We start from the raw sequence: 26,807 nt of genomic DNA on the forward strand, positions 1-26,807 counted from the left end.
TGGTCAGCCTACCTGCACCGACCTCCGCACCAGGTACCAGGCCAGCGCGAACAGCCCCGCGGCCAGCACCAGCAGCACGCCCGCCCCCACCAGTTCGACCAGCAGGACCCGGTCCGGCGGCTGGTAGTCCACATAGGAGTGGGGGATCCCGTGCTGTGGCAGGCAGTCCTCGGGAGCCGCGGAGTAGAAGCACACCTCGGTCAGCCGCTTGGGTGTCCCGGCGGCGTCGAGGTAGCCCGTCTCGACGACCTCGCTGCCTCGGGGCAGCACAGCGAGGTCAGGGGCGGCCGTCGCGGGCGAGAACAGGTGCCGTTCGGGCGGCAGCCAGGACAGCCGCAGCCGCATCGTCGCGGCGTAGGCCCCCAGGAAGCCGACCGCGGTGATCGCCATCGCGGGCAACGTGCGCCGCACCAGCGCGCCCGCTGCCACGCCCAGCGCGAACCCGAACACGGCGAGGGCGACCAGCATCGGCGCCCAGGCCGTGGGCGCCGGGTGCAGGCCGCTACCGCCCGCGTCCACCTGGTCGAGGCGGTGCAGCAGCGGCTGGGCGGCCAGCCCCGTCAGCCCGGTCAGCAGCACGGCCGCACCGCCCAGCCACGCGGTCTTGGCGCCCAGCCACCTGGTGGCGGGGCGGTCCTGGGTCCAGGCGAACTGGTGCGTGCGCTGCTCGAACTCGCGGGCCACCAGCGGCGCGCCCCAGAACACGCCGATCAGCGCGGCGAGCCCGGGGGCGATCACCCACAGCACCGAGCGCAGTGCGGCCAGCAGCTCGGTGAGGGCGAAGCCGGGACCTGCCTGGCAGTCGTGCTGGGCGCAGGAGTCGACCACCTCACCGACCTGGCCGGAGCAGTTGAGCAGGTAGATCGACAACGCCAGGAAGCCGAGCGCGGTGCCGATGACCGCGACGCGGTGCTGGCGCCAGGTCAGCCAGAGCATTCAGCGCACCTCCCTGCGCCGCACCAGCCACCAGGCAAGCACGAGCAGTCCGGCGGCCAGGGTCAGGAACAGGCCGGTCTCGATCCACTGGAAGCTGGGCACCCGGTCGTTGGGCTGGTAGTCCACCCCGGCGATGCCGTGCGGCCCGGCCCCGAACTGGACGCCGACCGCGGTGGAGTCACGCGGCATGACCTCCAGGTTCGCCGCGTGCAGCGGCGGCAGGTAGAAGCGCCGACACACGGCCGCCACGAAGGCGCGGACCACCAGGAAGCCGACCAGGGTCAGGCCCATCGCGAGCAGGGTGCGCCTGGTCAGCGCGCCGAGCGCGAGCCCGAGCGCGAAGGCGAACGCCACGTAGGCCACCTGCACCGGCGCGAACCCCTCGAACATGGGCATGCTGAACGGGCGGGAAACCGGGCTGGCACGCAGGTCGCGCAGCACGCTGATCAGTACGCTCATCAGCAGGACGGCGCTGAGCAGGTAGCCGACCTTGAGCCGCAGCCACCGCGAGGCGGTCACGTCCTGGCCCCAGGCGAACACGTACGTGCCCTGCTCGTACTCGCGGGGCAGCAGTGGTGCGGCCAGGAACAGCCCCACCAACAGGGTCAGCACGGTCGGGCCACCGATCGTCACGGTCTCCACCGGACCCGCGAGCGAGGAGGTGTCGCTGATCGCCAGCAGGCAGCCCGAGACCAGCAGGGTCCAGGCCAGGCCGGTGATCAGCACGGCGCGGTGCTGGCGCCAGGTGAGTTGAGCCAGTGCCAGGTTCATGCCGCCACCGCCCGCGAGCTCTCCAGGTGGGCCACGACCAGGTCCTCCAGAGTGGCCGGGCGCACTGTCCACGGCTCCTCGACCACGGGCGGATGTTCGGGGTCCGCTCGAACCAGGTATGTGGAGGTGCTGCCGACGTGCTTGGCCTGCACCACCTCACCGAACAACAGCGGCGCCTGGGCGCGCGGCCCCGAGTAGTGGCGGTGCGCGGCGAGCAGTTCGTCCACGTCGCCGTCCAGCAGCAGGCGGCCCCGGGCCAGCAGCAGCAGGTAGTCGGCGACACCGACCAGTTCGGCGATCACGTGCGTGGACATCAGCACCGTCATGTCCCCGTCGACCACCTCGGCGAGCAGCTCCCTGGTGACCTCCCGCCGCGCCAGCGGGTCGAGGTTGGCCAGCGGCTCGTCCAGCAGCAGCAGGGAGGGCCGCGCGCCCAGCGCCACCGCGAAGCTGACCTGCGCCTGCTGCCCGCCGGACAGCTTGCCGCAGGGCCGGTCCAGCGGGATGTCGAACCGGCGCAGCCAGCGCACGGCCCGTTCCTGGTCCCAGACCTCGTTGAGCTGGCGCCCCGCCATGAGCATCTCGGCCGGGGTGAAGGACCGGTACAGCGGGCGGTCCTGCGCCACCAGCGAGACCCGTTCACCGCCCTCGCGCAGCCGCACCTCGCCGGAGGTGGGCCGCAGCAGCCCGGCCATGATGCTGAGCAGCGTGGTCTTGCCCGCACCGTTCATGCCGACCAGCGCGGCGACCCGGCCGCTCGGCACGGACAGGGTGCAGTCGTCCAGCGCCCAGACCCCGCCCCGGTACCGCTTGGCCAGCCGTTCCACCGTGACGGCAGTACTGGTGCTCGACCCTGCGAGCAGGTCTTCGGCCTGGTCACCCATTGTTGTTCTCCCCAGTGAGCACCACGCCGACCAGGGCGTGGATGTCCTCGTCCTCCAGCCCGGCGGTGCGCGCTGTGCGCACCCAGTCCCCGAGCTGTTCCCGCAGTTCGGCCATCACCTCGGGCTCGACGGAGCCCAGTGCGGCCTTGACGAACGTGCCCGCGCCCTGCCTGGCCTCGACCAGCCCGGCGAACTCCAGCTCGCGGTAGGCCTTGAGCACGGTGTTCGGGTTGACCCCGCTGGTCGCGACGACCTCGCGCACCGTGGGCAGCTTGTCCCCCGGTCTGAGCCAGCCCAGTCTCAGCGCCTCCCGGGCCTGCTGCACGAGCTGCAGGTACGCGGGGAGGCCGCCGCCGCGGTCCACCCGGAACTCGACCATGCACACCTCCAAATTGTTCTAGTCAACTAAGACACTAGCAGACCAGCACACGTGCGCACAGCAACGTGCGGTCGGGCACGACAGGGAGGTGTGCCCGACCGCACGAAGTCTTCGGGGGTGCTCAGCCCGCGAGGTGTGCGAGCAGCTCGCAGGCTCGGGAGTGGTTGTCCGGCAAGGCTTCCGGCCAGACCTCGGCCGTGCCGACCCCGTGCAGCTCCCGGTCGACCGACAACCGCTGGGCCAACTGCCAGCGCACCCTGGCCATGCGGGTGATCAGCAGTTCGTCGCGGGCCAGCAACACCGCGGCCGTGGACGGGCCGATCAGCGAGACGGTCTCCCCGCCGGGGAACACCTCGCGCAGCACGTCGCCCATCAGCACCATCGCCACCGGGCGGGTCCAGCCCTCGGCCTGCGACAGGTCCAGCGCGGCCACCAGCAGCACGTGCCGTGCGGCGGCCTCGGCCCGGTACACCTCGGTCAGCCGGGTACGCAGGTAGGCGGCGGTGGTCATGCCGGTCATCGCGTCCAGCACCTCGCTGGCGCCGACCAGGTCCGAGGCCACGTCGGCCCAGCCGATCGCGGTCGCCCTGATCAGCCGGGACGGGGTGGCGTCCGGGTCGGCGGAGAACAGCCCGTCGTGCGGGGCGGGTGAGGTGAGCACGGCGTGCAGCGCGGCCAGGTCGAGCAGGGTCTCGTCCAGACCGGCCCCGGCGCGGGCCCGCGCCCTGCCCAGCCCGGCGACGACCCCGGCCAGGTCCTCGCCGGAGACAGCCGCCACGCAGACCGCGTCCACCTCGTCCAGCGCCCAGTCGCTGGGGAACGGCCAGCCCGAGGCCAGGCTCGCCGAGCGCCAGCGGGACCGCAGCAGGTGCACACCCTCCGCACACAGCTGTCGGCCGATCAGCGGTGGCCCCGCGCTCACGTTAGACCCACCCATCAGGTCTTCGGCCTTGCGAACGCCCACGTGCGGCGCTCCTCTCTGGTCCGGTCGGGTACTCGTGCCGCCCCGAACAAGTGACGCGCGGCGAGTCGGGTCGTGACGGCATTCGGCTCACCCAATGTGGTAGCTGGCGTGACTGCACCCACCCCTTCCGCCACACTGTGCGAGCTAGGCGGGTGCGCGAGAGGAGTGACCAGTGGCAACGGCCCCCCTGGACGTCCCTGGTCCCAGTGACGCCGAGCTGATCGACTCCGTCCGTTCCGGGGACACCCAGGCGTACGGATCGCTCTACGAACGGCACGTCTCGGCCGCCTACAACCTGGCCCGCCAGCTCACCCGGTCCACCGCCGAGGCCGACGACCTGGTCGCCGAGGCGTTCGCCAAGGTGCTGGACACGCTGCGCGCCGGGCGCGGACCGGACACCGCCTTCCGCGCCTACCTGCTGACCGCACTGCGGCACACCGCGTACGACAAGACCCGCCGGGACCGCAAGCTGGAACTGGCCGAGGACGTCAGCACGGTGGCCAGCCCGGAGTCGGTGAGCGTGCCGTTCAGCGACACCGCCGTGTCCGGGCTGGAGCGCTCGCTGGCCGCGAAGGCCTTCGCCCGGCTGCCCGAGCGCTGGCAGGCGGTGCTGTGGCACACCGAGATCGAGGGCCAGTCCCCCGCCGAGGTCGCCCCGCTGCTGGGGCTGACCGCCAACGGCGTGTCCGCGCTGGCCTACCGGGCCCGCGAGGGCCTGCGCCAGGCATACCTTCAGGTGCACCTGGCGGAGAGCTCCGCCGACCGCTGCCGGGCCACCGTGGACCGGCTCGGCGCCTGGACCCGCGGCGGGCTGTCCAAGCGGGAGACCGCGCAGGTCGAGGCGCACCTGGACGAGTGCGAGCAGTGCCGCGCGCTGGCCGCCGAACTGGCCGACGTCAACGGCGCCCTGCGCGCCCTGGTCGCCCCGCTGGTGCTGGGCGTCGGCGCGGCGGGCTACCTCGCCGCGATCGGTGCGGGCACCGCGAAGGCCGCCACCGTGGTCGCCGCGGGCTCGGCGGCGGGTGCGGGCGGCGCGGCGGGTGCCGCCAGCGGGCTGCCCCGCCAGCTGATGGGTGTCGCCGCCTCCTCGGCGGCCCTGGCCGCGGCCATCGCCGTGGCCCTGACCTCGGGGCAGGCCTCCCCGCCCCCGGCAGCGGCCCAGCCCGCACCGCCCCCCGTGGTGAGCACGGCGCCCGCGCCGACGCAGCCGCCGCCCACGCAGAGCGTGCCCCCGGTGCCGCCCACGACCCCACCGACCACCCCGCCCACCACGACCACGACCGCCCCACCGGCACCGCCGACCAGCACCCCGCCACCGGCACCGCCACCGGCCAAGGCGGCGCTGGTGCCCAGCGTGCCGACCACCCCGATCAACCTGGTGCCCGGTGGGCCCGCCGTGGAGCTGCCGGTGACCGTGCGCAACTCCGGGGACGGCCCGTCCGACCCGGTGACCGCGGCGCTGAACCTGCCCGAGGGCGTCACGGCCCAGCTGACGAAGACCTCCCGCGCCCAAAGCATGGCCCCGCCGCGCATGCTCAGCCTGGAACCCGTGGCGGCCCAGGAGGTGCGGTGCACCGGCGGCACCGGCACGATCAGCTGCACCACGACCACCGGGCTGGCCCCCGGCCAGTCGGTGACCTTCTCCTTCCAGCTCAAGGCGAGCCCGGACGCCAAGGGCGGGCAGATCACCGGCACCATCAGTGCGGGCAGTGCGGTGTCGATCAGTCTGGGCACCGTGCAGGTCCAGGTCAGCCAGGTCGACGAGCTCGACCTGAGCGCGAGCGTGTGGCGGCACGACTTCTGGCTGCCGAGGCTGGACGTGCTGGTGACCAACCGCAGTTCGCACGCGGGCACGGTCACCCTCACCCTGGACGCCCCGCGCGAGGGCTGGCTGTTCACCTTCGCCCCGTGCCACCAGACCGGGCTGGAGATCGTCTGCGAGTTCGAGTTGGCGCAGGGCGAGTCGAAGCGGCTCAGCGCCTGGGTGTTCCGCTGGTGGGGCCGCGAGGACGTGGTGCAGGTCTCGGCCTCGCTGGGCACCGCGCACAAGGTGCTCGACGTGCCGGTGGACTGCGACCCCGGCGGGATCACCCCGCCCTCGCCCCCGGCCCCGCCGGTGCCGCCCACGCCCACGCACGGCCCCACTGTGACCCCCGGCCCCACGAGCCCGCCCGGCCCGACGCACACCCCCGGGCCGACCACCACCGCCGTGCCGCCGACCCCGTCCTCGCCCCTGGCCCCGCCGGTGCCGCCCACCTCGACGCCGCCCCGCACGACCGCGCCCAGCACGCACACCACCACGCCCACACCCACACCCACGCCGACGACGACGCCCACGCCGTCACCCTCGAGGACGCCGACCCCGCGTGAGCGCGACCCGTGGTGCGTGCCGCTGCTGAACCCGTTCTGGCCGTTCTGCTGAGCGCTTTTCCCTGAAACAGGCCCAATCGGACACTCGCGGTGACCGGTTGAACCACCTCCGCAGCCGCTCCGTAGACTGCCTGAGTGTCAGTCGTGCATACCGTGCTCGCCCGTGTTCCGGCGCCACTGCGCTCCCTGATCATCAAGCACCGCGAGCTCGTGCGCTTCGCCGTCGTGGGCGGCACCTGCTTCGCCATCACGAACCTGGTGTGGTTCGGCCTGCAACTGACCGTGCTCGACACCAAGCCCATCACCGCACAGGCGATCGGCATCATCGTCGCCACGATCGTGTCCTACGTGCTGTCCCGCGAGTGGTCCTTCCAGACCCGCGGCGGCCGGGAGGGTCACCACGAGGCGGCCCTGTTCTTCCTGGTCAGCGCGATCGGGGTGGGGCTCAACCTGGTCCCCACGATGATCTCCCGCTACCTGTTCGGCCTGCAGACCCCGGCGATCAGCCTGATGGCCGAGAAGGTCTCCGACTTCGTCTTCGGCTCGATCATCGGCACCGCCGTGGCGATGATCTTCCGCTGGTGGGCGTTCAAGAAGTTCGTCTTCCCCGCCGCCGACGTGCGCCCCGAGCGCTCGGGCAGCGTCGCCCACCTGCCCTCGGCCCAGCCCGGTAGTGACGATGGTCACTCCGAGCAGGTTGCCTGACCCGCTTCCGCGAGGTCAGCAGAGGCAACATCCCGCCGCGCGGCTCACCCGCTCGGCGTGATACTGAGCCAAACAGGGGATCCGGTCCCTACACTCGCCAGGGTGTCCGTAGGAGAAACCGTACTCAAACGCGTGCCGGAGCCCTTCCGGTCCTTCGCGTACAAACACCGCGAGCTGGTGAAGTTCGCGGTGGTCGGTGGCACCTGCTTCGTCATCGACACGGCACTCTTCCTCGGCCTGAAGTCGACGATCCTGACGACGCACCCCGTCACCGCGAAGATCATCGCGACGTTGATCGCGACGATCGTGTCGTACATCCTCAACCGCGAGTGGTCCTTCCGCACCAGGGGCGGCCGGGAACGCCCGCACGAGGCGGCGCTGTTCTTCCTGGTCAGCGGCATCGGCGTGGGCCTGAACTCGGTACCGCTGTGGATCTCCCGCTACGGGTTGCAGCTGGACTACAACCACCTCAGCCCGTTCGGGGTGCAGGTCGCCGACTTCGTCAGCGCCCAGATCATCGGCACCCTGCTGGCTATGGGCTTCCGCTGGTGGGCGTTCAAGAAGTTCGTCTTCCCCGACGCCAACGCCCGCCCCCGCCTCGTCACCACCGAGGACGAGGACTAACCCACCCCACCTCGTGTCGGCGCCCCAGCACCGCGTGTCGGCGCCCCCGGTACGGCGTGTCGGCGCCCCCGGTACGGCGAGTCCCGCTCTGGCGCGCGCGAGTCCCGCTCTGTGGCACGCGAGTCCCGGCCAGGTGCACGCCAGTCCCGCTCTCCAGCAGCCGAGTCCCGCCCAGGAGCACACGAGTCCCGCTGATCAGGCATGCGTGCCCCGTTTCACCGGCGTCCTCGCTCGCCTGCTGAACGGGACTCGTCGTCCAGTGAGCGGGACTCGCGCCCCTGTGGGCGGGACTCGCGTGCGGGTGAGCGGGACACGCCGGTGGCTGGACGGGGTATGCCGGTGGTCAGCGCGGGCCGCCGTCGGTGCGCCAGCCGACACCGGTCAGCGCGTCGTCGGTCCTGGACACGGGCAGGAACAGCGCGAAGGTCGCGGGCTTGGCCGTCGCCAGTTCCATGCGACCGCCGTCGGCGTCGACCAGCGCCCTGGCCAGGGCCAGGCCCACACCGGTCGAGCCGTGACCGGACACGCCGCGTTCGAAGATGTGCCCGGTCAGCTCGTCCGGCACACCGGGTCCGCTGTCACTGACCTCGATCACCGCAGTGCCGCCCTCGCTCGCGCGGGCGGCCAGCAACACGGCGCCGCCGCCGTGTTGTAGGGCGTTGTCCAGCAGCACACCGATCGCCTCACGCAGGCGTGCGGGCGTGGCTCGCACCACCAGGCCGTCCGGCACCTTGACGCGCAGCGCCCTGCCCTCGGCTCGCAGCAGGGTCCGCCACTCCTCGGCCATCGTCGGCAGCTGCTCGGCCAGGTCGATCGGCTCGGCGCCCGAGGCACGGGCGGCACGGGCCGCGGCCAGCAGCTCCTCCAGCGTGTGGGCGAGCCGGTCGCACTGTTCCAGCGCCTCGCCCGCCTCGGCCGAGGTCTCGGGGTCGGGGTGCGTGGCCAGAGACTCGAGTCTCAGTTGCAGGGCCGTGAGCCTGCTGCGCAGTTGGTGTGACACGTCGCCGACCAGCTCGCGCTCACGAGTCACCAGCTGGGCCAGCGCCGAGGCGGAGGTGTCCAGCACCTCGGCGAGCTTGTCCAGCTCGGAGACCCCGTGCCTGCGCGGGTCAGGGCGGAAGTCGCCCGCACCGAGCCGTCCCGCCCGCTCGGCCACGTCCTGCAACGGCTCGGCGAGCCGCCGTGCGGTGACCGTGGCGACGACCATGCCGATGCTCACCGAGAGCACCATCAGCAGCAGCACGAACCCGGCCACGCCGAACTGCTTGGTACGGGTCGGCCCGGAGGGGATCGACAGCTCCACCGACCCGGCGGGCAGCAGGATGGCATCCGTGCGCAGCGGGTCGGGGCCGGGGTCGGTGCCGATGGTCTGGTCGGCCTTGCCGGGCAGGCTGACCCGCAGCAGGCCGTCCGAGGGCACGGCGACCCGGACCGAGTCCAGGTCGATCGACCCGCGCTGGGCCTGCTGCTCGACCAGCCGCGTGGCGATGTTCTCGGCGAGCTGTTGGAGGGTGGTGGTGCTGTAGGTCTGGACCAGCAGCACGGTGGTGACGCCGAGTGGCACACCGAGCGCGAACCCGGTCACCGCCACGGCGAGCAGGATGGCCTGCAGGATCCGCTTGCGCACCCGGGCTACTCGGAGTTGAAGCGGAAGCCGACCCCGCGCACGGTGGCGATGCGCCGTTCCACCGAGCGCATGGTGCCGTCACCGAGCTTGCGGCGCAGCCAGGACATGTGCATGTCCAGGGTCTTGCTGCTCTTGAGCTCGGGCCCGCTCCAGACCTCGGACAGGATGTCCTCCCTGGTCACGACCTGGCCCGCGTGCTGCATGAGCACCCGCAGCAGCTCGAACTCCTTGTTGGCCAGTTGCAGCTCGCGCCCGTCCACGGTGACCCTGCGGGCCGCCAGGTCCATGCGCACCCCGTTGGACTCCACCGTGCCCGGCGCCCTGCGGCGCAGCAGCGCCCGGATCCTGGCCAGCAACTCGGCCAGCCGGAACGGCTTGGCCACGTAGTCGTCGGCGCCCGCGTCCAGGCCCACCACGAAGTCGACCTCGTCGGCCCGGGCGGTCAGCATCAGCACGGGCACGCCCCGGCCGCCCGCCCGCAGCCTGCGGCACACCTCCAAGCCGTCCATGCCGGGCAGTCCCAGGTCGAGCACCAGCAGGTCGACGCCTCCCGCCGAAGCCGCCTCCAGTGCCGCCGGTCCGTCACCGACCACGTGCACCGAGTACCCCTCGCGGACGAGGGCACGCGACAGCGGATCGGCGATAGCCGGGTCGTCTTCGGCCAGCAGTACCACGCTCACGAGGCACAGCGTAGGCGTGACAACATCGAACCCGTGTCAACCAATGGTGCCGACTTGGATCTCGCGTTGCGGCTGGCTGACGCCGCTGACGCCATAACGCTGTCACGATTCCGGGCCCGCGACCTCGTCGTGGAGCGCAAGCCGGACCGCACACCGGTCACCGACGCCGACGTGGCGGTCGAGGACGCGGTGCGCGCGCTGCTGGCGCGGGAACGCCCGCAGGACGCCGTGCTCGGCGAGGAGCGCGGCGGGCAGGCCGGTGCCGGGCGTGCCTGGGTGCTCGACCCGATCGACGGCACGAAGAACTTCCTGCGCGGGGTGCCCGCGTGGGCCACGCTCATCGCCCTGGTCGTGGACGGCAAGCCGACCACTGGCGTGATCAGCGCGCCCGCCATGGGCCGCCGCTGGTGGGCCGCCGCCGGTACCGGTGCGTGGACCACCGACCTGAACGGGCAGTCACGGGCGATCTCCGTCTCGGGCGTGTCGGACCTGTCCGACGCCTACCTGTCCACGACGCACCTCGGCTCGTGGGTGGAGCACCACTCGCGCGAGGCCTACCTGCGGCTGGTCGACGCCTGCTGGGAGAACCGCGCGTTCGGCGACTTCTGGCAGCACTGCCTGGTGGCCGAGGGCGCCATCGACCTGGCCGCCGAGGCGATCGTGAACCCGTGGGACGTGGCCTCGGTGCAGATCCTGGTCGAGGAGGCCGGTGGCCGGTTCACCGACCTGACCGGCAAGCCCACCTACGAGGGCGGCTCCGTGCTGACCTCCAACGGCGTGCTGCACGAGCCCGCACTGTCCCTGCTCACGAGGTAGAACGCGCTTCATCTACCCATGAGCATCCCCCGCCACTCCCAGGGGGGCGACCCCGACACCAGTCTACCGCCCACCCCCGACACCTGATCTTGCTCAAGATCCACATGTGCACAACTCGGCGCCTGTGCACAACTCAGTCGCCGGTCGGCAGTACCCCCACGGCACCGCGCGCGACCTGGGCCCAGGTCAGCCGCCCGAACAGGTAGTGGCAGGCCACCTGCTCGTTGCTGAACCTGGCCCAGTCGTAGCGGTTGCCCTGCTCGCGCCAGAACACCTCCCAGCTGGCCCCGTCCTCCTCGGGGAGCAGGCACCACGCGTTGTCCGCCTCGGCACCCACCGACACCAGTTCGGTGGGCACGCCGACGGTCTCCAGCCAGGTCGCGACCGACTCGGCGTTCATGACACTGCCTCCAGGTATCCCATGGCGATCAGGTCGGCGGCCGGGTAGACCGCGCGGTAGCGCCGGCCGCCCCCGGGCTGGCCGAACCACGGTGCGCTCAGCGTGCGCCACACCGGCAGCCGGCCGGTGACCCGGTAGCGCTGGTAGCCCGCGTCCAGGTGCCCCGGCGGCAGCGAGCGCTGGGCGAAGGGCGTGCCCTCCGGCGCGAAGACCCGGCCCTCGGCGTCACCGAAGCGGTCGATCACGGTGCCGGGTTCCAGGATGACGGCCTCGCCCGCGTCGCAGCCGCCCTCGGGAAACAGCTCCCCCGGCGGCCACGAGTACTCGGTGTCCTGGCTCTCGCCACCCTCACGGACCAGGAACCGGCGCTCCCAGTCACGTTCGTGCTCACCGCCGAGCGGGTCGTGGTCCACGGCAAGGGCCTGCACCTCGGCGTCCTGCGCGGACTTGGGCTCGGGCAGCACCACGGGGCCCTGCGCGCGCTCGTCGGTGATCAACCCCGAGTCGGGGTGGTCGTGCGGCGGGAAACGCAGGCCGGGGGCGAAGTCCACGTGCTGTTCCGGCAGCGGCAGCTGGCGGGCGGGCCGCGAACTGGGCACCGGCATGTGCCCGATCGGGAACAGGTAGGCGAGGAACAGCGCGGGCGAGTCCTCCGGGCGCAGCACCGGCTTGACGGGCCGGGGAGCGGGGACCGGCTTGGCCACCTGGTCGGGGGCAACCCCGGTGAGCGCCCCGTCGGCGAGCGGTCCGCGCCGGGCCTCGGCGCTCGGTGCGACGGCACCGGCTTGCACGCCGGGGGCACTACCCACACCAGCGACGACTCCGGCGACGCCGGGCTGCACGCGTGGCGCGGCACCGCCAAGGGCTGCACCACCGCCAGGAGCAGCACCACCAGGCGCGGCACCACCGCCGGAGGCAGCACCACCGCCAGGAGCAGCACCGCCAAGCACCCCGGAACCGGCAGCGGCACCAGGCGCGGCACCGCCAGGTGCGGCACCACCAGGCACCGAGCCGCCGGACACGGCGCCACCGGGTGGGACCGCGCCAGGAGCAGCGCCGCCAAGGGCGCCGGGGCCGTAACCGCCGGGCGCCGAGGTGTGGTCGGCCGACCAGTAGGTGGGCGCAACGGGCTGGGCGGGCGGCGGTTGGTAGCCGCCGACCGCGGGCGCGCTGGCGACTGGGGGCGGCAGCACCGGGGCCGCGGCGGCCTGCACGCTGGTGCCCTGCACGGGCAGGTGGATCGGACCGGTCGGCGGGTTCGGGTCCCCGTAGTCCGGCTTGGCGTAGCCGCCGCCGTGCTGCACGGGGATCGGTCCGGTCGGCGGGTCGACGTGGCTGGGTGCACCGCCCGAGGCAGCGTTCACGACGTGGCGGGGCACCGGGCCGGTGACCTCGGCCGAGTTGTCCACAGCGGGGTGCACGACCGCGGCGGGATCGGGCAGGCCGACGGTCTTCGTCACCTCGGGCACGACGCCGCCAGGCACCGCCCCCGACAGACCGGGCACTGGCGAGGCCCCGGCCGGGTCCGTGCCCGGTGGTGCCGTGGTGGGGCTCAGCGGCTGCTTGGTCACCGGGTCCACGTACTGCTTGAGCTCCGGGTCCCACACCGGGTCGGTGGCCTTGTGCTCGCCGTCCTGCGGGGTGAGCAGGTCGTCCACCCCGGGCAGCCCGGCGGCGAGGCCGAGCAGGCCGCCCTTCGGGCCGTGCACGTCGAGCGGGCCGTCGGTGGTGGCGGGGTGCGCGGGGTCGACCTGCACGGACTGGCCCTTGAGGTTCACCGACTCGGTGAGGTCGCCGAGGATGCCGTTGATGTCCAGCGCGGCCCCGGAGAGCAGGTGGTCGTCCGAGGCCTTGGCCGTGCCACCGAGCACCCCGGACAGGTCGGTGGACCTCGCCAGCGAGCTCAGCTTCGCGGTGATCCGCACCTTGGCCGAGGCGATCTTGTCGGCGGCCTGCTCCAACCGGTCGGCGGCCTCCAGGCAACCCTTGACGGCCGCGGTGAAGTGGCCGTTCTCGGCGTGCACGAACCTGCCCCAGTACGTCTTGGCGGCGTCGGCGGCCTGACCGGTCATCGCGTCCAGTGCCTGGCCCGCGGTGGTGTCCGCGTCACGGGCCAGCGTGCTGATCTTGGCGGCGGCCTCGCGCCAGGCCTGCGCGGCGGTGTGCATGGCGGTCTCGTCGGCCTGCGGCCACTGGACGCCCACCTTGGCCGCGACACCGGCCAACTCGGTTGGCAGGGCGATACCCATCCGTGTGTTCCCCCTAGGTCCTCGGCAGACCGGTGGCGATCTCCTGGTCGACGCCGCCGTGGATGTGCGCGGTGCGGGTCAGCTTCGCGCCCACTTCGGCGAGCTGCCCCGGCAGCGCCCTGACGATCGCCAGCGTGTCCTCGGCGGCCTTGACGTGCCCCGCCGCGAAGCTGGTGCCCACCTCGTCGGTGCCCCAGCAGCGCTCGGTCGCCCGCAACGCGCTGGTCAGTTCCTGGGCGATCGTGCCCGCGGTGCCGGCCAGCCCGTCGAGCTGGCCGGCCCGGTCCAGCACGCGCTCGACGTCGCTGCTGAAGCCGCCGGTTCCGGTCATGTCGGCCTCCCGTCGCTGACCCAGTTCAGGTGCTCGAAGCTGTCGTCCTCGCGGCCGGGCGGCGGGGCCACCGGCGACGGGTCGATCTCGGTGTCGGTCAGATCGGCGCGTCCCTTGAGGACTGCGTCCGGATCGGCGTCGGCGGGTAACACCGCGGCCAGTTCCCGGTGCGTGCACCGCGCGGCCCTGGCCACCGCGACCTGGGTGGTGCGCACGATCAGCTCGGCCAGCTCGACGGGCCGGTACCTGCGGTACGCCCCGTCCGCGATCTCCAACCCGGTGATCGTGCCGGAGGCCCCGACGGTGACCGTGACCAGCTCGTCCTCGCTGCTCGCGGACTCGGTGACGGCCGCGAGCGCGCGCTGCACGGCGACCAGCTGCTCTCTGCTGCGCCGGTACTCGGCGACGAGCTGGTCCACCTCGGCCTGGTGGTCGTGGGCCACCGCCACCTCCGCTGTTCGGATGAGAGCTGGGACGCACGGCACAGCGTGCCGGTTCCCCGGTGATCGGAGAATATGGAGCGTGATCTCCTACGAGGACCTCCCCGCCGGGCGCGTGATCGACCTGGGCAGCACGACCGTGGACCGCGACGAGATGCTGGCCTTCGCGCAGCGCTTCGACCCGCAGCCCTTCCACCTGGACGAGGAGGCGGGCAAGCGGTCCGTGCTCGGCGGCCTGTGCGCCTCCGGCTGGTTCACCATGGGCCTGTGGATGCGCGCCTACGTGGACCACGTGCTCGCCGACTCGACCTCCCAGGGCTCGCCGGGCGGGCGCGAGATGTCCTGGCCCGCCCCGGTGTTCCCCGGAGACACCCTCAGCTTCGCGTTGGAAGTGGAGAAGGCCCGGCTCTCCCGAACCAGGCCGGGCCTTGGCCTGGTGGACATCAGGGGCACCGCGCACCGGCACGACGGCCAGCTGGTGCTGCGCTGCACCTTCACCGGCATGTTCAGCAGCCGGGACGCCGTGTCATGAAAGTGCCGTATGCGACATCTGATGTCGCATACGGCACTTTCATGACATGTGGGCGGGCCGTCCACTGTGGATTAGCGGCCGGTGAAGCGGGCGCCGGGCACGAGCAGTCCGGCGGCCACCGCCCGGTGCACGGCCCTGGCCAGTGCCGACCCGACACGTGAGCGCGGCCCGCCGTACTGCTCGGCGGGCCCGCTGGTCGGGCAGAGCAACACCACGGCGTCCGTGCAGGTCCCCGTGCCCGGCACACCGGCCTCGACCAGTGCCTGGGTCTTGGCCTCGGTGACCGTGGCCACGGCGTTGACCAGCGCCCCCTCGGACAGTCGCACCGGGCACCAGCACACGGTGTTGATCGTGCCCGCGGGCACCCGGTCCGGCGCCGCCTCGGGGGTGGAGGCCCAGGTCGGGTGCGCGCCGACCCCGGTGGTCACGGCGGCGTGCACCCCGCTGTCGGACACGGCGACCACGTGCCGCACGTCCACCGCGGTGAGCAGGCCGGTCCCCGTACCGGTGAGCCCGACCGCCGCGGCGAGCTCGGCCACGTGCCGGTCCGGGTCGTCCCGGTCGTAGCCGGTGCACACGGTGGCGTTGAGCACCCAGTCCCGTTCGCCGATGCCGCCGCCGTGCGCCGCCGAGGAGATCGCCAGCCACGGGCGGTCGGCCTGCCAGGCGAGCACCGGGTAGCCCTCAACCCAGTGCGTCTCGAACCGTTTCACCGCAACGCCTTGCGCACCAGCGCGCGCCGGATCCCCCGCCTGCCAACGAGTTCGAAGCCCGCGTCGAGGAACATCGTCAGCGTGCCGTGGTAGAGCGTGCCGGAGTCCTTGCGCTCACCCTCGGTGTCGGTGGGGTAGCCCTCCACGCAGAGCGCACCGCTGCGAGCCGCGTAGTCCACCGCGGCGGACAGCAGCGTCCTGGTCACCCCGCTGCCCCTTGCCTTGCGGTGCACGAAAAAGCACGTCACCGACCACACCTGGGACAGGTCCTCGCGCGGGTCGGGCGGTGCGGCCACGGCCGAGCGGTCCAGCCGCACGTGGTCGAGTCGGGGCGCCACCGCGACCCAGCCCACGGCGGTCCCGTCCTCGTCCAGCGCGAGCAGGCCGACCGGTTGCCCCGAGGTGACCAGCTCGCCCAGCGCGGCCCGGTTGGGTTCGCCCTTGTGCCTGCGGAACTCCTTGGCACTGCGGCGGAACCACATGCACCAGCAGCCCTCGGCCGCGCCGTTGGGACCGAACAGCTCGGCCAGCCGCGGCCAGGTCTGCTCGGTCAGCTCGACGACCGTGGTGGTGCCCGCCTCGTTCATCCAGTCAGGGCCCGGACCACCCGCGAGGGGCTGGGCCTGCCCAGTTGCCCGGCCATCCAGGCGCTGGTCGCGGCCAGCGCGGCCAGGTCGACCCCGTGCTGGACGCCCAGCCCGTCCAGCATCCACACCAGGTCCTCGGTGGCCAGGTTGCCGGTGGCCGACTCCGCGTACGGGCAGCCACCGAGGCCACCCGCCGAGGAGTCCACGGTGCTCACCCCGCAGCGCAGCGAGGCCAGCGTGTTGGACAGGGCCTGGCCGTAGGTGTCGTGGAAGTGCACGGCGATCCGGCCGAGGTCCACGCCCGCCTCGGTGAAGCCCGCGAGCAGCACCTCGACCTGCCCGGGGGTGGCCACGCCGATCGTGTCGCCCAGGGACAGCTGCGAGCAGCCCAGGTCCAGCAGCCGCTTGCCGACCGACACGACCTGTGCCGGGTCGACCGAGCCCTCCCAGGGGTCGCCGAAGCACATGGACACGTAGCCGCGCACGTCCAGGCCCTCGGCGCGGGCCCGCCCGGCCACCGGCTCGAACATGGCGAACTGCTCGTCCAGGGTGCGGTTGAGGTTGCGCTTGGCGAAGGTCTCCGTGGCACTGCCGAAGATCGCGATGTGCTCGACCCCAGCGGCCAGCGCGCGGTCCAGGCCGCGCTCGTTGGGCACCAGCACCGGGTAGCTGACCCCGTCGCGGCGGCGCAGACCGGCGAGCAGCTGCTCGGCGTCGGCCAGCTGCGGCACCCACTTGGGGTGCACGAAACTCGTGGCCTCCAGCACGCCAAGGCCCGCGTCGGCCAGCCGGTCCAGGAACTCCAGCTTCACGCCGACGTCCACGACCCCGGACTCGTTCTGCAGCCCGTCGCGCGCGCCGACCTCCCAGATGGTCACCCGCTCCGGCAGCCCGGGTGCGGGCACCCGGCTGGGCAGCCCGACCGAGCGGGCACTCACCGGTGGCTCCGGCTGTGGCCGGGGTGGAAGTCGTCGTTCGGGTCGTCGTTGATCTCCCGGTAGAGCAGCGAGTGCACCCGCTCCACGTTGGGGATGTCGTCGAACTCCAGCGGCTCGTCGGAGGCCGACTCCACGATCAGCGTGCCCGCGCCCACGATGCGGTCGATCAGGCCGTGCCGGAACTGCACGCTGTTGATCCGCGACAGCGGGATGTCGATCCCGGTCCTGGTCAGCACACCCTCACGGACCATCACCCGCTGAGTGGTGATCACGAAGTGGGTGCTGCGCCAGCGGACGAGCGGGCTGAGCACCACCCAGATGATGATGATCGCGGCGACGACCCCGATCGCGATCCACGCGAACAGGTGCCAGGACTGGCTGCTGACCAGCGAGGCGAGGTAGGCCCCCGCCCCCGCGGTGATCAACAGCACGAGCACCGGGATGATCAGCATCTTCCAGTGCGGGTGCTTGTGGATCACGACGCGCTCGTCCTCGCCGAGCAGGTCGTCTGGGTAGGCCACGGCTATTCCTCCCGATGATCACACCGCAGGTGACGCCGATACGGTACCGGTGCTCAGCCCGTCACCGAGCGCAGGTGCACCACGTCACCGGCGTGCACCGCGCGCTGACCACCGCCGTCCGAGCGGATCACCAGCTGCCCCTCCCGGTCCACGTCCACCGCCGTGCCCAGCAGCTCGCTGTTGCCCGGCAGCTCCACCCGCACCCGCAGGCCCAGCGTGGCGCAGTGCTCCCGGTAGGCGTCGAGCAGCCCGCAGGCCACCGGGTCCCCGTAGGCCAGCCGCCAGCGCGCGTCCAGCTGGGCCAGCGCGAGCAGCAGCTCCACGACCAGCCGGGTGCGGTCGGTGTGGCTCGCGCCCTGCTGCTCCAGCGAGGTCGGCGGCAGCCCCCCGGCGCCCGCGGGCACGCCCTCGGGCAACGCCGCCACGTTCAGGCCGATGCCCAGCACCACGGCCCCGCCGCCGATGGACTCCGCCAGGATGCCCGCGCACTTGGCCCGCTCCGGACCCGCCAGCAGGTCGTTCGGCCACTTCAGCACCGCGTCCACCCCGGTGCTCGCCCGCACCGTGCTGACCAGCGCCACCCCCGCCAGCAGGGTGATCCCGGGCAACCGGTTCGGCGGCACCTCGTGCGGGCGCAGCAGCACGCTCAGGTAGATCCCCGACCCGGCGGGCGACACCCAGGTGCGCGCCCGGCGGCCCTGCCCGGCCGTCTGCTGCTCGGCGATCAGCACCGTGCGGTCCTCCGCACCCGCGTTCGCCGCCTCGCGCAGGTCGGCGTTGGTCGAACCGGTACTCGGCACCACGTCCAGCGCCGCGTAGGGGCCGCCCGGCGCCACCAGGGCCGCCCGCAGCGCTTCGAGGTCCAGCGGTTGCGTCATGGCTGCTCAGGCTAGTCGCGGTAGGATTGGGACGGCCACACGAGGAGGGCGCCGTGAGCGAGCTTGCGAGCGAATCAATAGGCACAGTGCCCGCGCGAAGCGCTGCGCCGAGCGCCAGCGAGGTGCGGCGATGAGCATCGCCGACGTGACCGTGGTGGACGCGCCACACCGCCGGGTGACGCTGGAGGAGGTCCGCGCCCACCGCGAGGAGATCCTGCGGATCGCGGAGCGGAACAAGGTGAGCAACGTCCGGGTCTTCGGCTCCGTCGCACGCGGTGAGGCCGACGAGGACAGCGACCTGGACCTGCTGGTCGATCCAGGACCGCACTGCAGCCTGTTCGACCTGACCGGCTTCGCGCTGGACGTGGAGGGCCTGCTGAACGTGTTCACGCAGGTGGCGACCCCGAACGGGCTCAAGGCTCGAATCCGCGACCGGGTTCTCAGCCAGGCCATCGCACTATGAAACGCAGCACCTTCGACCGGCTGAACGACATTCTCGACGCTGCGGAGCGAGCACGACGCATCTGCCCACCCGACCCGGCTGGCATGGCAGAGGACACGATCCAACTGTCGCTCACCAAGCTTGTAGAGATCATCGGCGAGGCCGCGAACCACGTCGACGCCGAGGTCCGCGCCGCGCATCCAGGCATCCCGTGGCGCAAGATCGTCGGGATGCGCAACCACACTGTGCACAACTACGTCGAGGTAGACCTCTACACGGTGTGGGCGGTCGTCGCTGAGGAACTGCCCAGGCTGGTGCCGCAGATCAAGGCGATCCTGGAGACGCTGCCCGACCAGGACTGACGCCCCAGGTCCGGGCGATACTGGGGACATTGCCCGAACAACCGTGAAGTTGGCGACGTCACGGTCCGCTGAGGCCGGGTGCTGACTAGGCTGCGGCCCCATGAGCAGCGCGACCGAGCCCGTTGGCGAGGTGCCGACCGAGGCCCCCGACATCCACACGACGGCGGGCAAGCTCGCCGACCTGTACCGGCGCAACGACGAGGCGGTGCACGCCGGGTCGGCCCGCGCCGTGGAGAAGCAGCACGCGAAGGGCAAGAAGACCGCCCGCGAGCGGATCGACATGCTGCTGGACCCGGGCTCGTTCGTGGAGCTGGACGAGCACGCGAGGCACCGCTCGACCAACTTCGGCCAGGAGCGCAACCGCCCGTACGGCGACGGCGTGGTGGTCGGCTACGGCACGGTGGACGGCCGCAGGGTCTGCGTGTTCAGCCAGGACGTGACGATCTTCGGCGGCTCGCTGGGCGAGGTCTACGGCGAGAAGATCGTCAAGATCATGGACCTGGCGATGAAGACCGGCAGCCCGGTGGTCGGCATCAACGAGGGCGGCGGGGCGCGCATCCAGGAGGGCGTGGTCTCGCTCGGCCTGTACGGGGAGATCTTCCGGCGCAACACGCACGCCTCCGGGGTCATCCCGCAGATCTCGCTGATCATGGGCGCGGCGGCGGGCGGTCACGTGTACTCCCCCGCGCTGACCGACTTCACGGTCATGGTCGACAAGACCTCGCACATGTTCATCACCGGCCCCGACGTGATCAAGACCGTCACCGGTGAGGACGTGGGCTTCGAGGACCTGGGCGGCGGGCGCACGCACAACACGAAGTCGGGCAACGCGCACTACCTTGGCGAGAACGAGGACGACGCGATCGCCTACGTCAAGGAACTGCTGTCCTACCTGCCCTCGAACAACCTCTCCGAGCCGCCGGTGTTCCCGGGGCTGGAGGAGGCCGGTTCGGTGGCCGAGGGCATCACCGAGTCCGACCGCGAGCTGGACACCCTGATCCCGGACTCGGCCAACCAGCCCTACGACATGCACGAGGTGCTCAACCGCGTGCTGGACGACGGGGAGTTCCTGGAGGTCCACCAGCTGTTCGCGCCGAACATCATCGTCGGCTACGGCCGGGTGGAGGGGCGCAGCGTCGGCGTGGTCGCCAACCAGCCCACCCAGTTCGCGGGCTGCCTGGACATCGACGCCAGCGAGAAGGCCGCGCGCTTCGTGCGGACCTGCGACGCCTTCAACATCCCGGTGCTGACCTTCGTGGACGTGCCCGGCTTCCTGCCCGGCACCGACCAGGAGTGGAACGGCATCATCCGGCGCGGGGCGAAGCTGATCTACGCCTACGCCGAGGCCACCGTGCCGCTGGTGACCGTGATCACCCGCAAGGCCTACGGCGGCGCGTACGACGTGATGGGTTCCAAGCACCTGGGCGCCGACCTGAACCTGGCCTGGCCCACGGCGCAGATCGCGGTGATGGGCGCGCAGGGCGCGGCCAACATCGTGCACCGCAAGACCCTGGCCGAGGCCAAGGAGCGCGGCGAGGACGTGGAGGCGTTGCGCGCCAAGCTGATCCAGGAGTACGAGGACACCCTGTGCAACCCGTACGTGGCGGCCGAGCGCGGCTACGTGGACTCGGTGATCCCGCCCTCGTTCACCCGCGGTTACGTGGCCCGCGCGCTGCGCACGCTGCGCGAGAAGCGGGAGACCCTGCCCGCCAAGAAGCACGGGAACATCCCGCTGTGAGCGCGCCGGAGGACAAGGAGCAGCCCCAGCGCCCGCTGCTGCGCGTCGTGCGCGGCACCCCGGACGACGTGGAACTGGCGGCGCTGACCGCGGTGGTGGCCGGGCTGGCCGCCGCCCCGGGTGCGCCGCGGGACGAGCGGGCGCCCTCCGCGTGGGCCGATCGGGCCTCGCTGCTGCGCCAGCCGCTGCGACCCGGTTTGGGCGCTTGGCGCGCTTCGGGTTTCGCGCGCTGAACCCGTTCCCGACGAACGGCTCTACTGGACCTTCACGGCCCGAACCTAACTTCGGGTCGTGAAGGTCTCTCATCTCACGCGACCCCTGATCGCGCTGCTCGTGGTGGCGTTCACCGGGTTGGGCACAGCGGGCGCGGCCCTGGCCGCGCAGTCGCCGCACGACGGCGGCAGCCAGCCGGTCTACTCCTACGCCAACGCCGTCCGCGAGACGGCTTGGGTGGACACCGGCCTGAAGGACCCACAGGGCAGGGCGGTGCGGGTGGCCGCCGACATCATCCGGCCCGCCGAGCCCGCCTCCCAGGGCAGGACGGTGCCCACGATCATGGACGCCAGCCCGTACTACTCCTGCTGCGGGCGCGGCAACGAGAGCCAGCTCAAGACCTACGACTCCGCGGGCAAACCCGTCCAGTTCCCGCTCTACTACGACAACTACTTCGTGCCGCGCGGCTACGCCGTGGTGCTGGTGGACCTCGCGGGCACCAACCGGTCCAACGGCTGCGTGGACGTGGGCGGCCCGTCCGACATCACCTCGGCGAAGGCCGTGGTGGACTGGCTCAACGGACGGGCCACCGGCTACACCAGTGCCACCGGCTCGACCCGGGCCACGGCGAGCTGGTCCAACGGCTCGGTCGGCATGATCGGCAAGTCCTGGGACGGCACGATCGCCAACGGGGTGGCCGCGACCGGAGTCGCCGGGCTGAAGACCATCGTGCCGATCTCGGCGATCAGCTCCTGGTACGACTACTACCGCGCGAACGGCGCCTCGCTCACCGCGGGCACGCCCGCGGGCCTGGCCACCTACGTGTGGAACAGCGGGGCCCAGTCGGGCTGCTCCAGCGTGCAGTCGGCGACCAGCGCGGGCTCGCCCAGCAACGGCAACTACACCTCGTGGTGGGCGCAGCGGAACTACTACGCCAACGCGGCCAACGTGAAGGCCAGCGTGTTCGTGGCGCACGGCGTGAACGACCTGAACGTCAAGACGATCAACTTCGGGCAGTGGTGGGATGCCCTGGGCGCCAACGGGGTGCAGCGCAAGATCTGGCTGTCCCAGACCGGGCACGTGGACCCGTTCGACTACCGGCGCACGGACTGGGTGGACACCCTGCACCGCTGGTTCGACCACTACCTGATGGGCATCGACAACGGCGTGGACCGCGAGCCGGTGGCCAGCGTGGAACGGACTCCCGACCACTGGGTGGACGACCCGAGCTGGCCCGCCGCGCCCAGCGCCACCACGCTGAAGCTGGCCGCCACCGGCACGAACGGCCTGGGCAGGCTGGGCTCCACCGCGCCCGCGCCGGGTGCCACCGAGTCGTTCACGGACAACCCCGGCCAGGGGGAGCGAGACTGGACCGCCAACCCGGACTCGGTGCTGGGCTCACGGGTGCTGTTCAGCAGCGGCACGCTCACCTCGGACCTGCGTGTGTCCGGCACCGGCTCGATCACCGTGACGGCCTCGTCCTCGCTGAACAACGCGCGGCTGTCCGCGGTGCTGGTGGACCTCGGGCCGGAGACGATCCGCAACTTCGAGGGCAGCGGCGAGGGCATCACCACGCTGGACACCAAGTCCTGCTGGGGCGACAGCGCCGCCGGTGACAGCGCCTGCTTCAAGGACGCCGCCGCCGACACCGTGGACGTGGACTCGTACGTGATCAGCCGGGGCTGGGCCGACCTGGGCCACTACGCCTCGCTGAACAGCCAGCAGCAGCTCACGCCCGGCAAGGCGTACACGATGACCTTCAAGCTGGCCACCACCGATCACGTGGTGTCCGCGGGCCACCGGCTCGCGCTGGTCATCGGCGGCACCGACAACGGGCAGATCACCGGTAACAGCAGGCCGAGGGTGACCGTGGACCTGACCCGCACCACCGTGCAGGTGCCGCTGGTCGGCACGCTGCCCAAGTAGTTCCACCGATGTGCTCCGGGGCATGGCGGTCGCAGACTGACCGCCATGCGTCGGAGACCTCCGCTGGAGATCATCGCGATGGTGCTGGTCGGCATCGGCACGCTGTTCGCGCTGGCCGTGGCGCTCGGCCCGTACCTGGTGCTGTACCTGATGACGCACCCTGACCTGCCCACGCCGGGCGGCCACTAGGTAGGGTCGCGCCCCGTGCGACTCGTGCTCGGTTCCGCCTCACCCGCCCGCCTGTCCGTGCTGCGTTCCGCCGGGGTCGAGCCCCTGGTCCGCGTCTCCGGTGTGGACGAGGACGCCGTGGCGGCCACCCTCACCGACCCGACCCCCGCCGAACTGGTGAGCGCGCTGGCCGCGGCCAAGGCGCAGGCCGTGGTGACGGCCCTGGCCGGTGACCTGGCCGAGGCCGTGGTGATCGGCTGCGACTCGATGCTGGCCATGGCCGACGGCGAGGTCGTCGGCAAGCCCAAGGACTCCGAGCAGGCCCGCGCGCGGTGGGCGCGTATGGCGGGCACCACCGGCGAGCTGCTCACCGGGCACGCCGTGCGGCGCATCGCGGGCGGCGAGGTCGTTGCCTCGGCCGACGGGGCGCAGACCACCCGCGTGCGGTTCGGCCACCCGACCGAGCAGGACCTGGACGCCTACCTGGCCAGCGAGGAGCCGCTCGCCGTGGCGGGCGCGTTCACCCTGGACGGGCTCGGCGGCTGGTTCGTGGAGGGCATCGACGGGGACCCGTCCAGCGTGATCGGCATCAGCCTGCCGCTGACCAGGCGGCTGCTCGCCGAGGTCGGGGTCAGCGTCGCCGAGCTGTGGAAGGCCAGTCCAGCACCCGTTCGTTGACCGGAAGTGGGCCCCAACACTGGTGAATCCCCCCGTATTCGCCCTGCGTCCCGCTCCGTTCCCGGAACTGTCGGACCTCCGGCGTAACGTTGAACCAGGGGACCTCAGTCCTCCCCCTGGGGGATCTCGGGCCCCCGAATCCGACGTTAGTGCGGGGGTCTGACAGTGCGGGCCGACACGGGTGGTGGGGCGTCAGCTCGGGCAGGTGCCGAGCTGGGCCCTGCTGGGCGCCACGGTGGGCCAGCCGGGCAGTTGGGTGTTGGCCGGGTAGACCCTGGTGCAGCCGATCTCGTCCCCGCTGAGGGTGAACACCTGGGCGAAGGCCTTGGTGCAACTGGGAGCGGGATTGTCCCCGCAGGACAGTTGCACGGCCACCACCTCGGGCGTGCCGTCCCCGGTGATGTCGCGCAGCGCGAGGTAGTCGTCGGTGGAGGCGTAGGTGCTCTCCCCCCGGCTCCACACCCCGCTCCTGCCGACGAACACCTCGCCGAGGCTCTCCCCGTTCTGACTGATCCGCACCAGGCACGCGGGGCTGGCCCCGGGCACGCACTCCAGCGAGCGCGAGGTGAGCGCGGATTTGTTGTCCTGGATGCCCGTGGTCTCGAACACACTGCTGCCCGCGGCGCTCTCGATGCGCACCCGACCAGCGCGTCCCTGGGCGTCGGCGAGCAGTTCCACGGTCTCGGTGCCGAGCTTGGCCACGGCCAGTTGCGTGCACTCCTGAGCACCGCACCGCAGCGGCTGTGCCTTGGGGGCCTGGGGTTCCTGCGTGCTCGTGACGGGCGCCGCGGCAGTGCCGCGGAACCGTACGAACAGGACGGCCACCGCCGCCATGGCCACCACCACGACAGTGGCCGCCACCAACGTGACGAGCACGGCTCGGGGGGCACGGGCAGGCACAAGAACTCCTGTCGGACGCGGACCTGGCACTGCGATTCTGCACATCCAGGACAGCATCCGCCCGCTGGGAGTCACCGCGTGAGCTTGCTCTCGCCCACGTCCGAGCCGGGGGTCCGTAGACTCCTGCGAAGCTCGCGCATTCCAGACAGTCCTGGGCACGGTGTGCGCGCCCGGTCGTACGAGGAGGTAAGGCGTGCCACAGCCGGCCGCTGACCTGGGTCCCGTCGTGTTGCGCAAGGTCCTGGTCGCCAACCGCGGTGAGATCGCCGTGCGGGTCATCCGCGCCTGCAAGGACGCTGGACTGACCAGCGTCGCCGTGTACGCCGACCCGGACCGCGACGCCCCGTTCGTCGGCCTGGCCGACGAGGCGTTCGCGCTCGGCGGCTCCACCCCCGCGGACAGCTACCTGTCGGTGGACAAGCTCCTGGACGTCGCCGCCCGCGCGGGCGCCGACTCGGTGCACCCCGGCTACGGCTTCCTCTCCGAGAACGCCGAGTTCGCCCAGGCCGTGATCGACGCGGGGCTGATCTGGATCGGGCCAAGCCCGCAGGCCATCCGCGACCTCGGCGACAAGGTGACTGCCCGGCACATCGCCATGCGCGCGGGCGCCCCGCTGGTGCCCGGCACGAAGGACCCGGTCGCGGGCCCGGACGAGGTCGTCGCCTTCGCGCAGGAACACGGCCTGCCGGTGGCCATCAAGGCTGCTTTCGGCGGCGGCGGTCGCGGCCTGAAGGTGGCCCGCACCATCGAGGAGATCCCGGAACTGTTCGACAGCGCGGTGCGCGAGGCGGTCACCGCCTTCGGCCGCGGCGAGTGCTTCGTGGAGCGCTACCTGGACAAGCCGCGCCACGTCGAGGCCCAGGTGCTCGCCGACCAGCACGGCAACGTGATCGTGGTCGGCACCCGGGACTGCTCGTTGCAGCGCCGCCACCAGAAGCTGGTGGAGGAGGCGCCCGCCCCGTTCCTCACCGAGGAGCAGCGCAAGACCATCCACACCTCGGCGCGCGCCATCTGCGCCGAGGCCGGTTACTACGGCGCGGGCACCGTGGAGTACCTGGTCGGCAACGACGGGGCGATCTCCTTCCTGGAGGTCAACACCCGGCTTCAGGTGGAGCACCCGGTCAGCGAGGAGACCTCGGGCATCGACCTGGTGCTGGAGCAGTTCCGCATCGCCGCGGGTGAGCCGCTGCGCTTCGACCACGACCCCGAGCCGCGCGGCCACTCGATCGAGTTCCGCATCAACGGCGAGGACGCGGGCCGCAACTTCCTGCCCGCCCCCGGCACGGTCACCCGTTTCGTGGAGCCCTCCGGCCCCGGTGTCCGGGTGGACGCGGGCGTGCGCTCCGGGGACGTCATCGGCGGGCAGTTCGACTCGCTGCTGGCCAAGCTGATCGTCACCGGCGAGGACCGCCAGCAGGCGCTGGCCAGGGCCCGCCGCGCCCTGGACGAGATGGTCGCCGAGGGCATGGCCACCGTGCTGCCCTTCCACCGCGCGATCGTGCGGGACCCGGCCTTCACCGGCAAGGACGGGTTCACCGTGCACACCCGGTGGATCGAGACCGAGTTCGACAACCAGATCCCGCCGTTCAACGACCCGGCCGAGGCCGCCGAGGACGAGGCCGAGCGGCAGACCGTCGTGGTCGAGGTCGGCGGCCGTCGGCTGGAGGTGTCGCTGCCCGCGAACCTCGCGGTGGGCGGCGGCGGTGCCGCGGCACCGGCCAAGGCCAAGCCGCGCAAGCGGGCGGGCAAGTCCTCGGCCGCGGTGTCCGGGGACGCGGTGGCGGCGCCCATGCAGGGCACCATCGTGAAGGTCGCGGTCACCGAGGGCCAGCAGGTCGAGGCGGGCGAGCTGATCGTCGTGCTGGAGGCCATGAAGATGGAGAACCCGGTCACCGCGCACAAGTCGGGCACGGTCACCGGCCTGGCCGCCGCCGCGGGTGAGACCGTGACCCAGGGCACCGTCATCTGCGAGCTCAAGGACTGAGGTACGTGACGAAGTCGTGATCCCGGCAACAGCCGGGATCACGACAGATGT

30 protein-coding genes are annotated in these 26,807 nt (G+C 72.1%); 13 read left to right on the forward strand and 17 right to left on the reverse strand.

Annotation, left to right across the window (positions count from 1 at the left end):
* Positions 1-3: 3 nt before the first annotated feature.
* The 5 genes from KALB_RS39030 to KALB_RS39050 form a co-directional block, all read right to left on the reverse strand.
* The gene (locus KALB_RS39030; protein ID WP_025361113.1) at positions 4-936 is read right to left on the reverse strand and encodes an ABC-2 membrane transporter-related protein; all 933 of its coding nucleotides are present in this window, start codon (positions 934-936) and stop codon (positions 4-6) included.
* Positions 937-1,707, reverse strand: a complete 771-nt coding sequence (locus KALB_RS39035) for an ABC-2 membrane transporter-related protein (protein ID WP_025361114.1) — start codon at positions 1,705-1,707, stop codon at positions 937-939.
* Complete coding sequence (locus KALB_RS39040; protein WP_025361115.1) at positions 1,704-2,591, reverse strand: ABC transporter ATP-binding protein; 888 nt, start codon at positions 2,589-2,591, stop codon at positions 1,704-1,706. The genes KALB_RS39035 and KALB_RS39040 overlap by 4 nt, the downstream gene beginning before the upstream one ends.
* Entirely contained in the window at positions 2,584-2,970 is a 387-nt protein-coding gene (locus KALB_RS39045; RefSeq protein ID WP_025361116.1) for a GntR family transcriptional regulator, read from the reverse strand. Before KALB_RS39045 ends, KALB_RS39040 begins: the two co-directional genes overlap by 8 nt.
* Before the next feature lie 121 nt (positions 2,971-3,091).
* Positions 3,092-3,934 (reverse strand): hypothetical protein, encoded by an 843-nt coding sequence (locus tag KALB_RS39050; protein ID WP_025361117.1) that lies wholly within the window; start codon positions 3,932-3,934, stop codon positions 3,092-3,094.
* Between the two features lie 172 nt (positions 3,935-4,106).
* On the opposite strand from KALB_RS39050, the gene KALB_RS39055 reads away from it, so the two are divergent.
* From KALB_RS39055 to KALB_RS39065, 3 genes are all read left to right on the forward strand, one after another.
* The gene (locus tag KALB_RS39055) at positions 4,107-6,356 is read left to right on the forward strand and encodes a sigma-70 family RNA polymerase sigma factor (protein WP_025361118.1); all 2,250 of its coding nucleotides are present in this window, start codon (positions 4,107-4,109) and stop codon (positions 6,354-6,356) included.
* A gap of 83 nt (positions 6,357-6,439) precedes the next feature.
* Positions 6,440-7,009, forward strand: coding sequence for a GtrA family protein (locus tag KALB_RS39060; RefSeq protein ID WP_063750783.1), 570 nt, complete (start codon positions 6,440-6,442; stop codon positions 7,007-7,009).
* Positions 7,010-7,111: 102 nt separating this feature from the next.
* A complete protein-coding gene (locus tag KALB_RS39065) occupies positions 7,112-7,633 on the forward strand; it encodes a GtrA family protein (RefSeq protein ID WP_025361120.1) in 522 nt (173 codons plus the stop codon).
* 343 nt (positions 7,634-7,976) lie between these two features.
* Here the strand turns inward: KALB_RS39065 and KALB_RS39070 are convergent, their stop codons facing one another.
* Complete coding sequence (locus KALB_RS39070; RefSeq protein ID WP_025361121.1) at positions 7,977-9,260, reverse strand: ATP-binding protein; 1,284 nt, start codon at positions 9,258-9,260, stop codon at positions 7,977-7,979.
* A gap of 5 nt (positions 9,261-9,265) precedes the next feature.
* Positions 9,266-9,940 (reverse strand): response regulator transcription factor, encoded by a 675-nt coding sequence (locus KALB_RS39075; RefSeq protein WP_025361122.1) that lies wholly within the window; start codon positions 9,938-9,940, stop codon positions 9,266-9,268.
* 33 nt (positions 9,941-9,973) lie between these two features.
* Here KALB_RS39075 and hisN point away from each other — a divergent pair, with 33 nt between their 5' ends.
* Positions 9,974-10,756 (forward strand): histidinol-phosphatase, encoded by a 783-nt coding sequence (gene hisN, locus KALB_RS39080; protein ID WP_025361123.1) that lies wholly within the window; start codon positions 9,974-9,976, stop codon positions 10,754-10,756.
* Between the two features lie 133 nt (positions 10,757-10,889).
* Here the strand turns inward: hisN and KALB_RS39085 are convergent, their stop codons facing one another.
* From KALB_RS39085 to KALB_RS39100, 4 genes are read right to left on the reverse strand one after another with little or no spacing between them, the layout of a single operon-like run.
* Positions 10,890-11,156 (reverse strand): hypothetical protein, encoded by a 267-nt coding sequence (locus KALB_RS39085; protein ID WP_025361124.1) that lies wholly within the window; start codon positions 11,154-11,156, stop codon positions 10,890-10,892.
* Complete coding sequence (locus KALB_RS49685) at positions 11,153-13,405, reverse strand: TNT domain-containing protein (RefSeq protein ID WP_025361125.1); 2,253 nt, start codon at positions 13,403-13,405, stop codon at positions 11,153-11,155. The genes KALB_RS39085 and KALB_RS49685 overlap by 4 nt, the downstream gene beginning before the upstream one ends.
* 13 nt (positions 13,406-13,418) lie before the next feature.
* Positions 13,419-13,736: a hypothetical protein gene (locus KALB_RS39095; protein ID WP_025361126.1), complete on the reverse strand. Its 318-nt coding sequence runs from the start codon at positions 13,734-13,736 to the stop codon at positions 13,419-13,421.
* Positions 13,733-14,179, reverse strand: a complete 447-nt coding sequence (locus KALB_RS39100; protein WP_025361127.1) for a YbaB/EbfC family nucleoid-associated protein — start codon at positions 14,177-14,179, stop codon at positions 13,733-13,735. The genes KALB_RS39095 and KALB_RS39100 overlap by 4 nt, the downstream gene beginning before the upstream one ends.
* Positions 14,180-14,258: 79 nt before the next feature.
* On the opposite strand from KALB_RS39100, the gene KALB_RS39105 reads away from it, so the two are divergent.
* Positions 14,259-14,708 (forward strand): MaoC family dehydratase, encoded by a 450-nt coding sequence (locus KALB_RS39105; protein WP_025361128.1) that lies wholly within the window; start codon positions 14,259-14,261, stop codon positions 14,706-14,708.
* A gap of 71 nt (positions 14,709-14,779) precedes the next feature.
* Here KALB_RS39105 and KALB_RS39110 read toward each other — a convergent pair whose 3' ends face one another.
* Genes KALB_RS39110 through KALB_RS39130 form a run of 5 tightly spaced genes read right to left on the reverse strand, consistent with a single transcriptional unit; the run spans position 14,780 to position 18,345 of the window.
* The gene (locus tag KALB_RS39110) at positions 14,780-15,421 is read right to left on the reverse strand and encodes an adenosylcobinamide amidohydrolase (protein ID WP_025361129.1); all 642 of its coding nucleotides are present in this window, start codon (positions 15,419-15,421) and stop codon (positions 14,780-14,782) included.
* Positions 15,418-16,008, reverse strand: coding sequence for a GNAT family N-acetyltransferase (locus KALB_RS39115; protein WP_025361130.1), 591 nt, complete (start codon positions 16,006-16,008; stop codon positions 15,418-15,420). The genes KALB_RS39110 and KALB_RS39115 overlap by 4 nt, the downstream gene beginning before the upstream one ends.
* Entirely contained in the window at positions 16,005-16,946 is a 942-nt protein-coding gene (locus KALB_RS39120) for a hydroxymethylglutaryl-CoA lyase (RefSeq protein WP_025361131.1), read from the reverse strand. The genes KALB_RS39115 and KALB_RS39120 overlap by 4 nt, the downstream gene beginning before the upstream one ends.
* Entirely contained in the window at positions 16,943-17,467 is a 525-nt protein-coding gene (locus KALB_RS39125) for a PH domain-containing protein (protein WP_025361132.1), read from the reverse strand. Before KALB_RS39125 ends, KALB_RS39120 begins: the two co-directional genes overlap by 4 nt.
* A gap of 53 nt (positions 17,468-17,520) precedes the next feature.
* Positions 17,521-18,345 (reverse strand): biotin--[acetyl-CoA-carboxylase] ligase, encoded by an 825-nt coding sequence (locus tag KALB_RS39130; protein WP_025361133.1) that lies wholly within the window; start codon positions 18,343-18,345, stop codon positions 17,521-17,523.
* Positions 18,346-18,475: 130 nt separating this feature from the next.
* Between KALB_RS39130 and KALB_RS39135 the strand changes: the two genes are divergently transcribed.
* From KALB_RS39135 to KALB_RS39160, 7 genes are all read left to right on the forward strand, one after another.
* Complete coding sequence (locus KALB_RS39135) at positions 18,476-18,808, forward strand: nucleotidyltransferase family protein (protein ID WP_042221277.1); 333 nt, start codon at positions 18,476-18,478, stop codon at positions 18,806-18,808.
* Positions 18,805-19,149, forward strand: a complete 345-nt coding sequence (locus tag KALB_RS39140; RefSeq protein WP_025361135.1) for a HepT-like ribonuclease domain-containing protein — start codon at positions 18,805-18,807, stop codon at positions 19,147-19,149. Before KALB_RS39135 ends, KALB_RS39140 begins: the two co-directional genes overlap by 4 nt.
* Positions 19,150-19,249: 100 nt before the next feature.
* The gene (locus tag KALB_RS39145; protein ID WP_025361136.1) at positions 19,250-20,887 is read left to right on the forward strand and encodes an acyl-CoA carboxylase subunit beta; all 1,638 of its coding nucleotides are present in this window, start codon (positions 19,250-19,252) and stop codon (positions 20,885-20,887) included.
* The gene (locus KALB_RS39150) at positions 20,884-21,120 is read left to right on the forward strand and encodes an acyl-CoA carboxylase subunit epsilon (protein ID WP_025361137.1); all 237 of its coding nucleotides are present in this window, start codon (positions 20,884-20,886) and stop codon (positions 21,118-21,120) included. The genes KALB_RS39145 and KALB_RS39150 overlap by 4 nt, the downstream gene beginning before the upstream one ends.
* Positions 21,121-21,220: 100 nt before the next feature.
* Complete coding sequence (locus KALB_RS39155; protein ID WP_148310011.1) at positions 21,221-23,026, forward strand: Xaa-Pro dipeptidyl-peptidase; 1,806 nt, start codon at positions 21,221-21,223, stop codon at positions 23,024-23,026.
* Positions 23,027-23,071: 45 nt separating this feature from the next.
* On the forward strand, positions 23,072-23,215 hold the full coding sequence (locus tag KALB_RS48010; protein WP_158510889.1) for a hypothetical protein: 144 nt from the start codon (positions 23,072-23,074) through the stop codon (positions 23,213-23,215).
* A 15-nt stretch (positions 23,216-23,230) separates the two neighbouring features.
* Positions 23,231-23,872 carry a Maf family protein gene (locus KALB_RS39160; RefSeq protein ID WP_025361139.1) on the forward strand — a complete coding sequence of 214 codons (642 nt, stop codon included), beginning with the start codon at positions 23,231-23,233 and terminating at the stop codon, positions 23,870-23,872.
* 192 nt (positions 23,873-24,064) lie between these two features.
* Here the strand turns inward: KALB_RS39160 and KALB_RS39165 are convergent, their stop codons facing one another.
* Positions 24,065-24,772, reverse strand: coding sequence for a hypothetical protein (locus KALB_RS39165; protein ID WP_148309822.1), 708 nt, complete (start codon positions 24,770-24,772; stop codon positions 24,065-24,067).
* 193 nt (positions 24,773-24,965) lie between these two features.
* Between KALB_RS39165 and KALB_RS39170 the strand changes: the two genes are divergently transcribed.
* Positions 24,966-26,756, forward strand: a complete 1,791-nt coding sequence (locus tag KALB_RS39170) for an acetyl/propionyl/methylcrotonyl-CoA carboxylase subunit alpha (RefSeq protein WP_025361141.1) — start codon at positions 24,966-24,968, stop codon at positions 26,754-26,756.
* Positions 26,757-26,807: the final 51 nt, after the last annotated feature.

Origin of the sequence: Kutzneria viridogrisea DSM 43870 (assembly GCF_000525635.1) — a bacterium.
GTDB classification, from domain to species: Bacteria; Actinomycetota; Actinomycetes; order Mycobacteriales; family Pseudonocardiaceae; genus Kutzneria; species Kutzneria viridogrisea.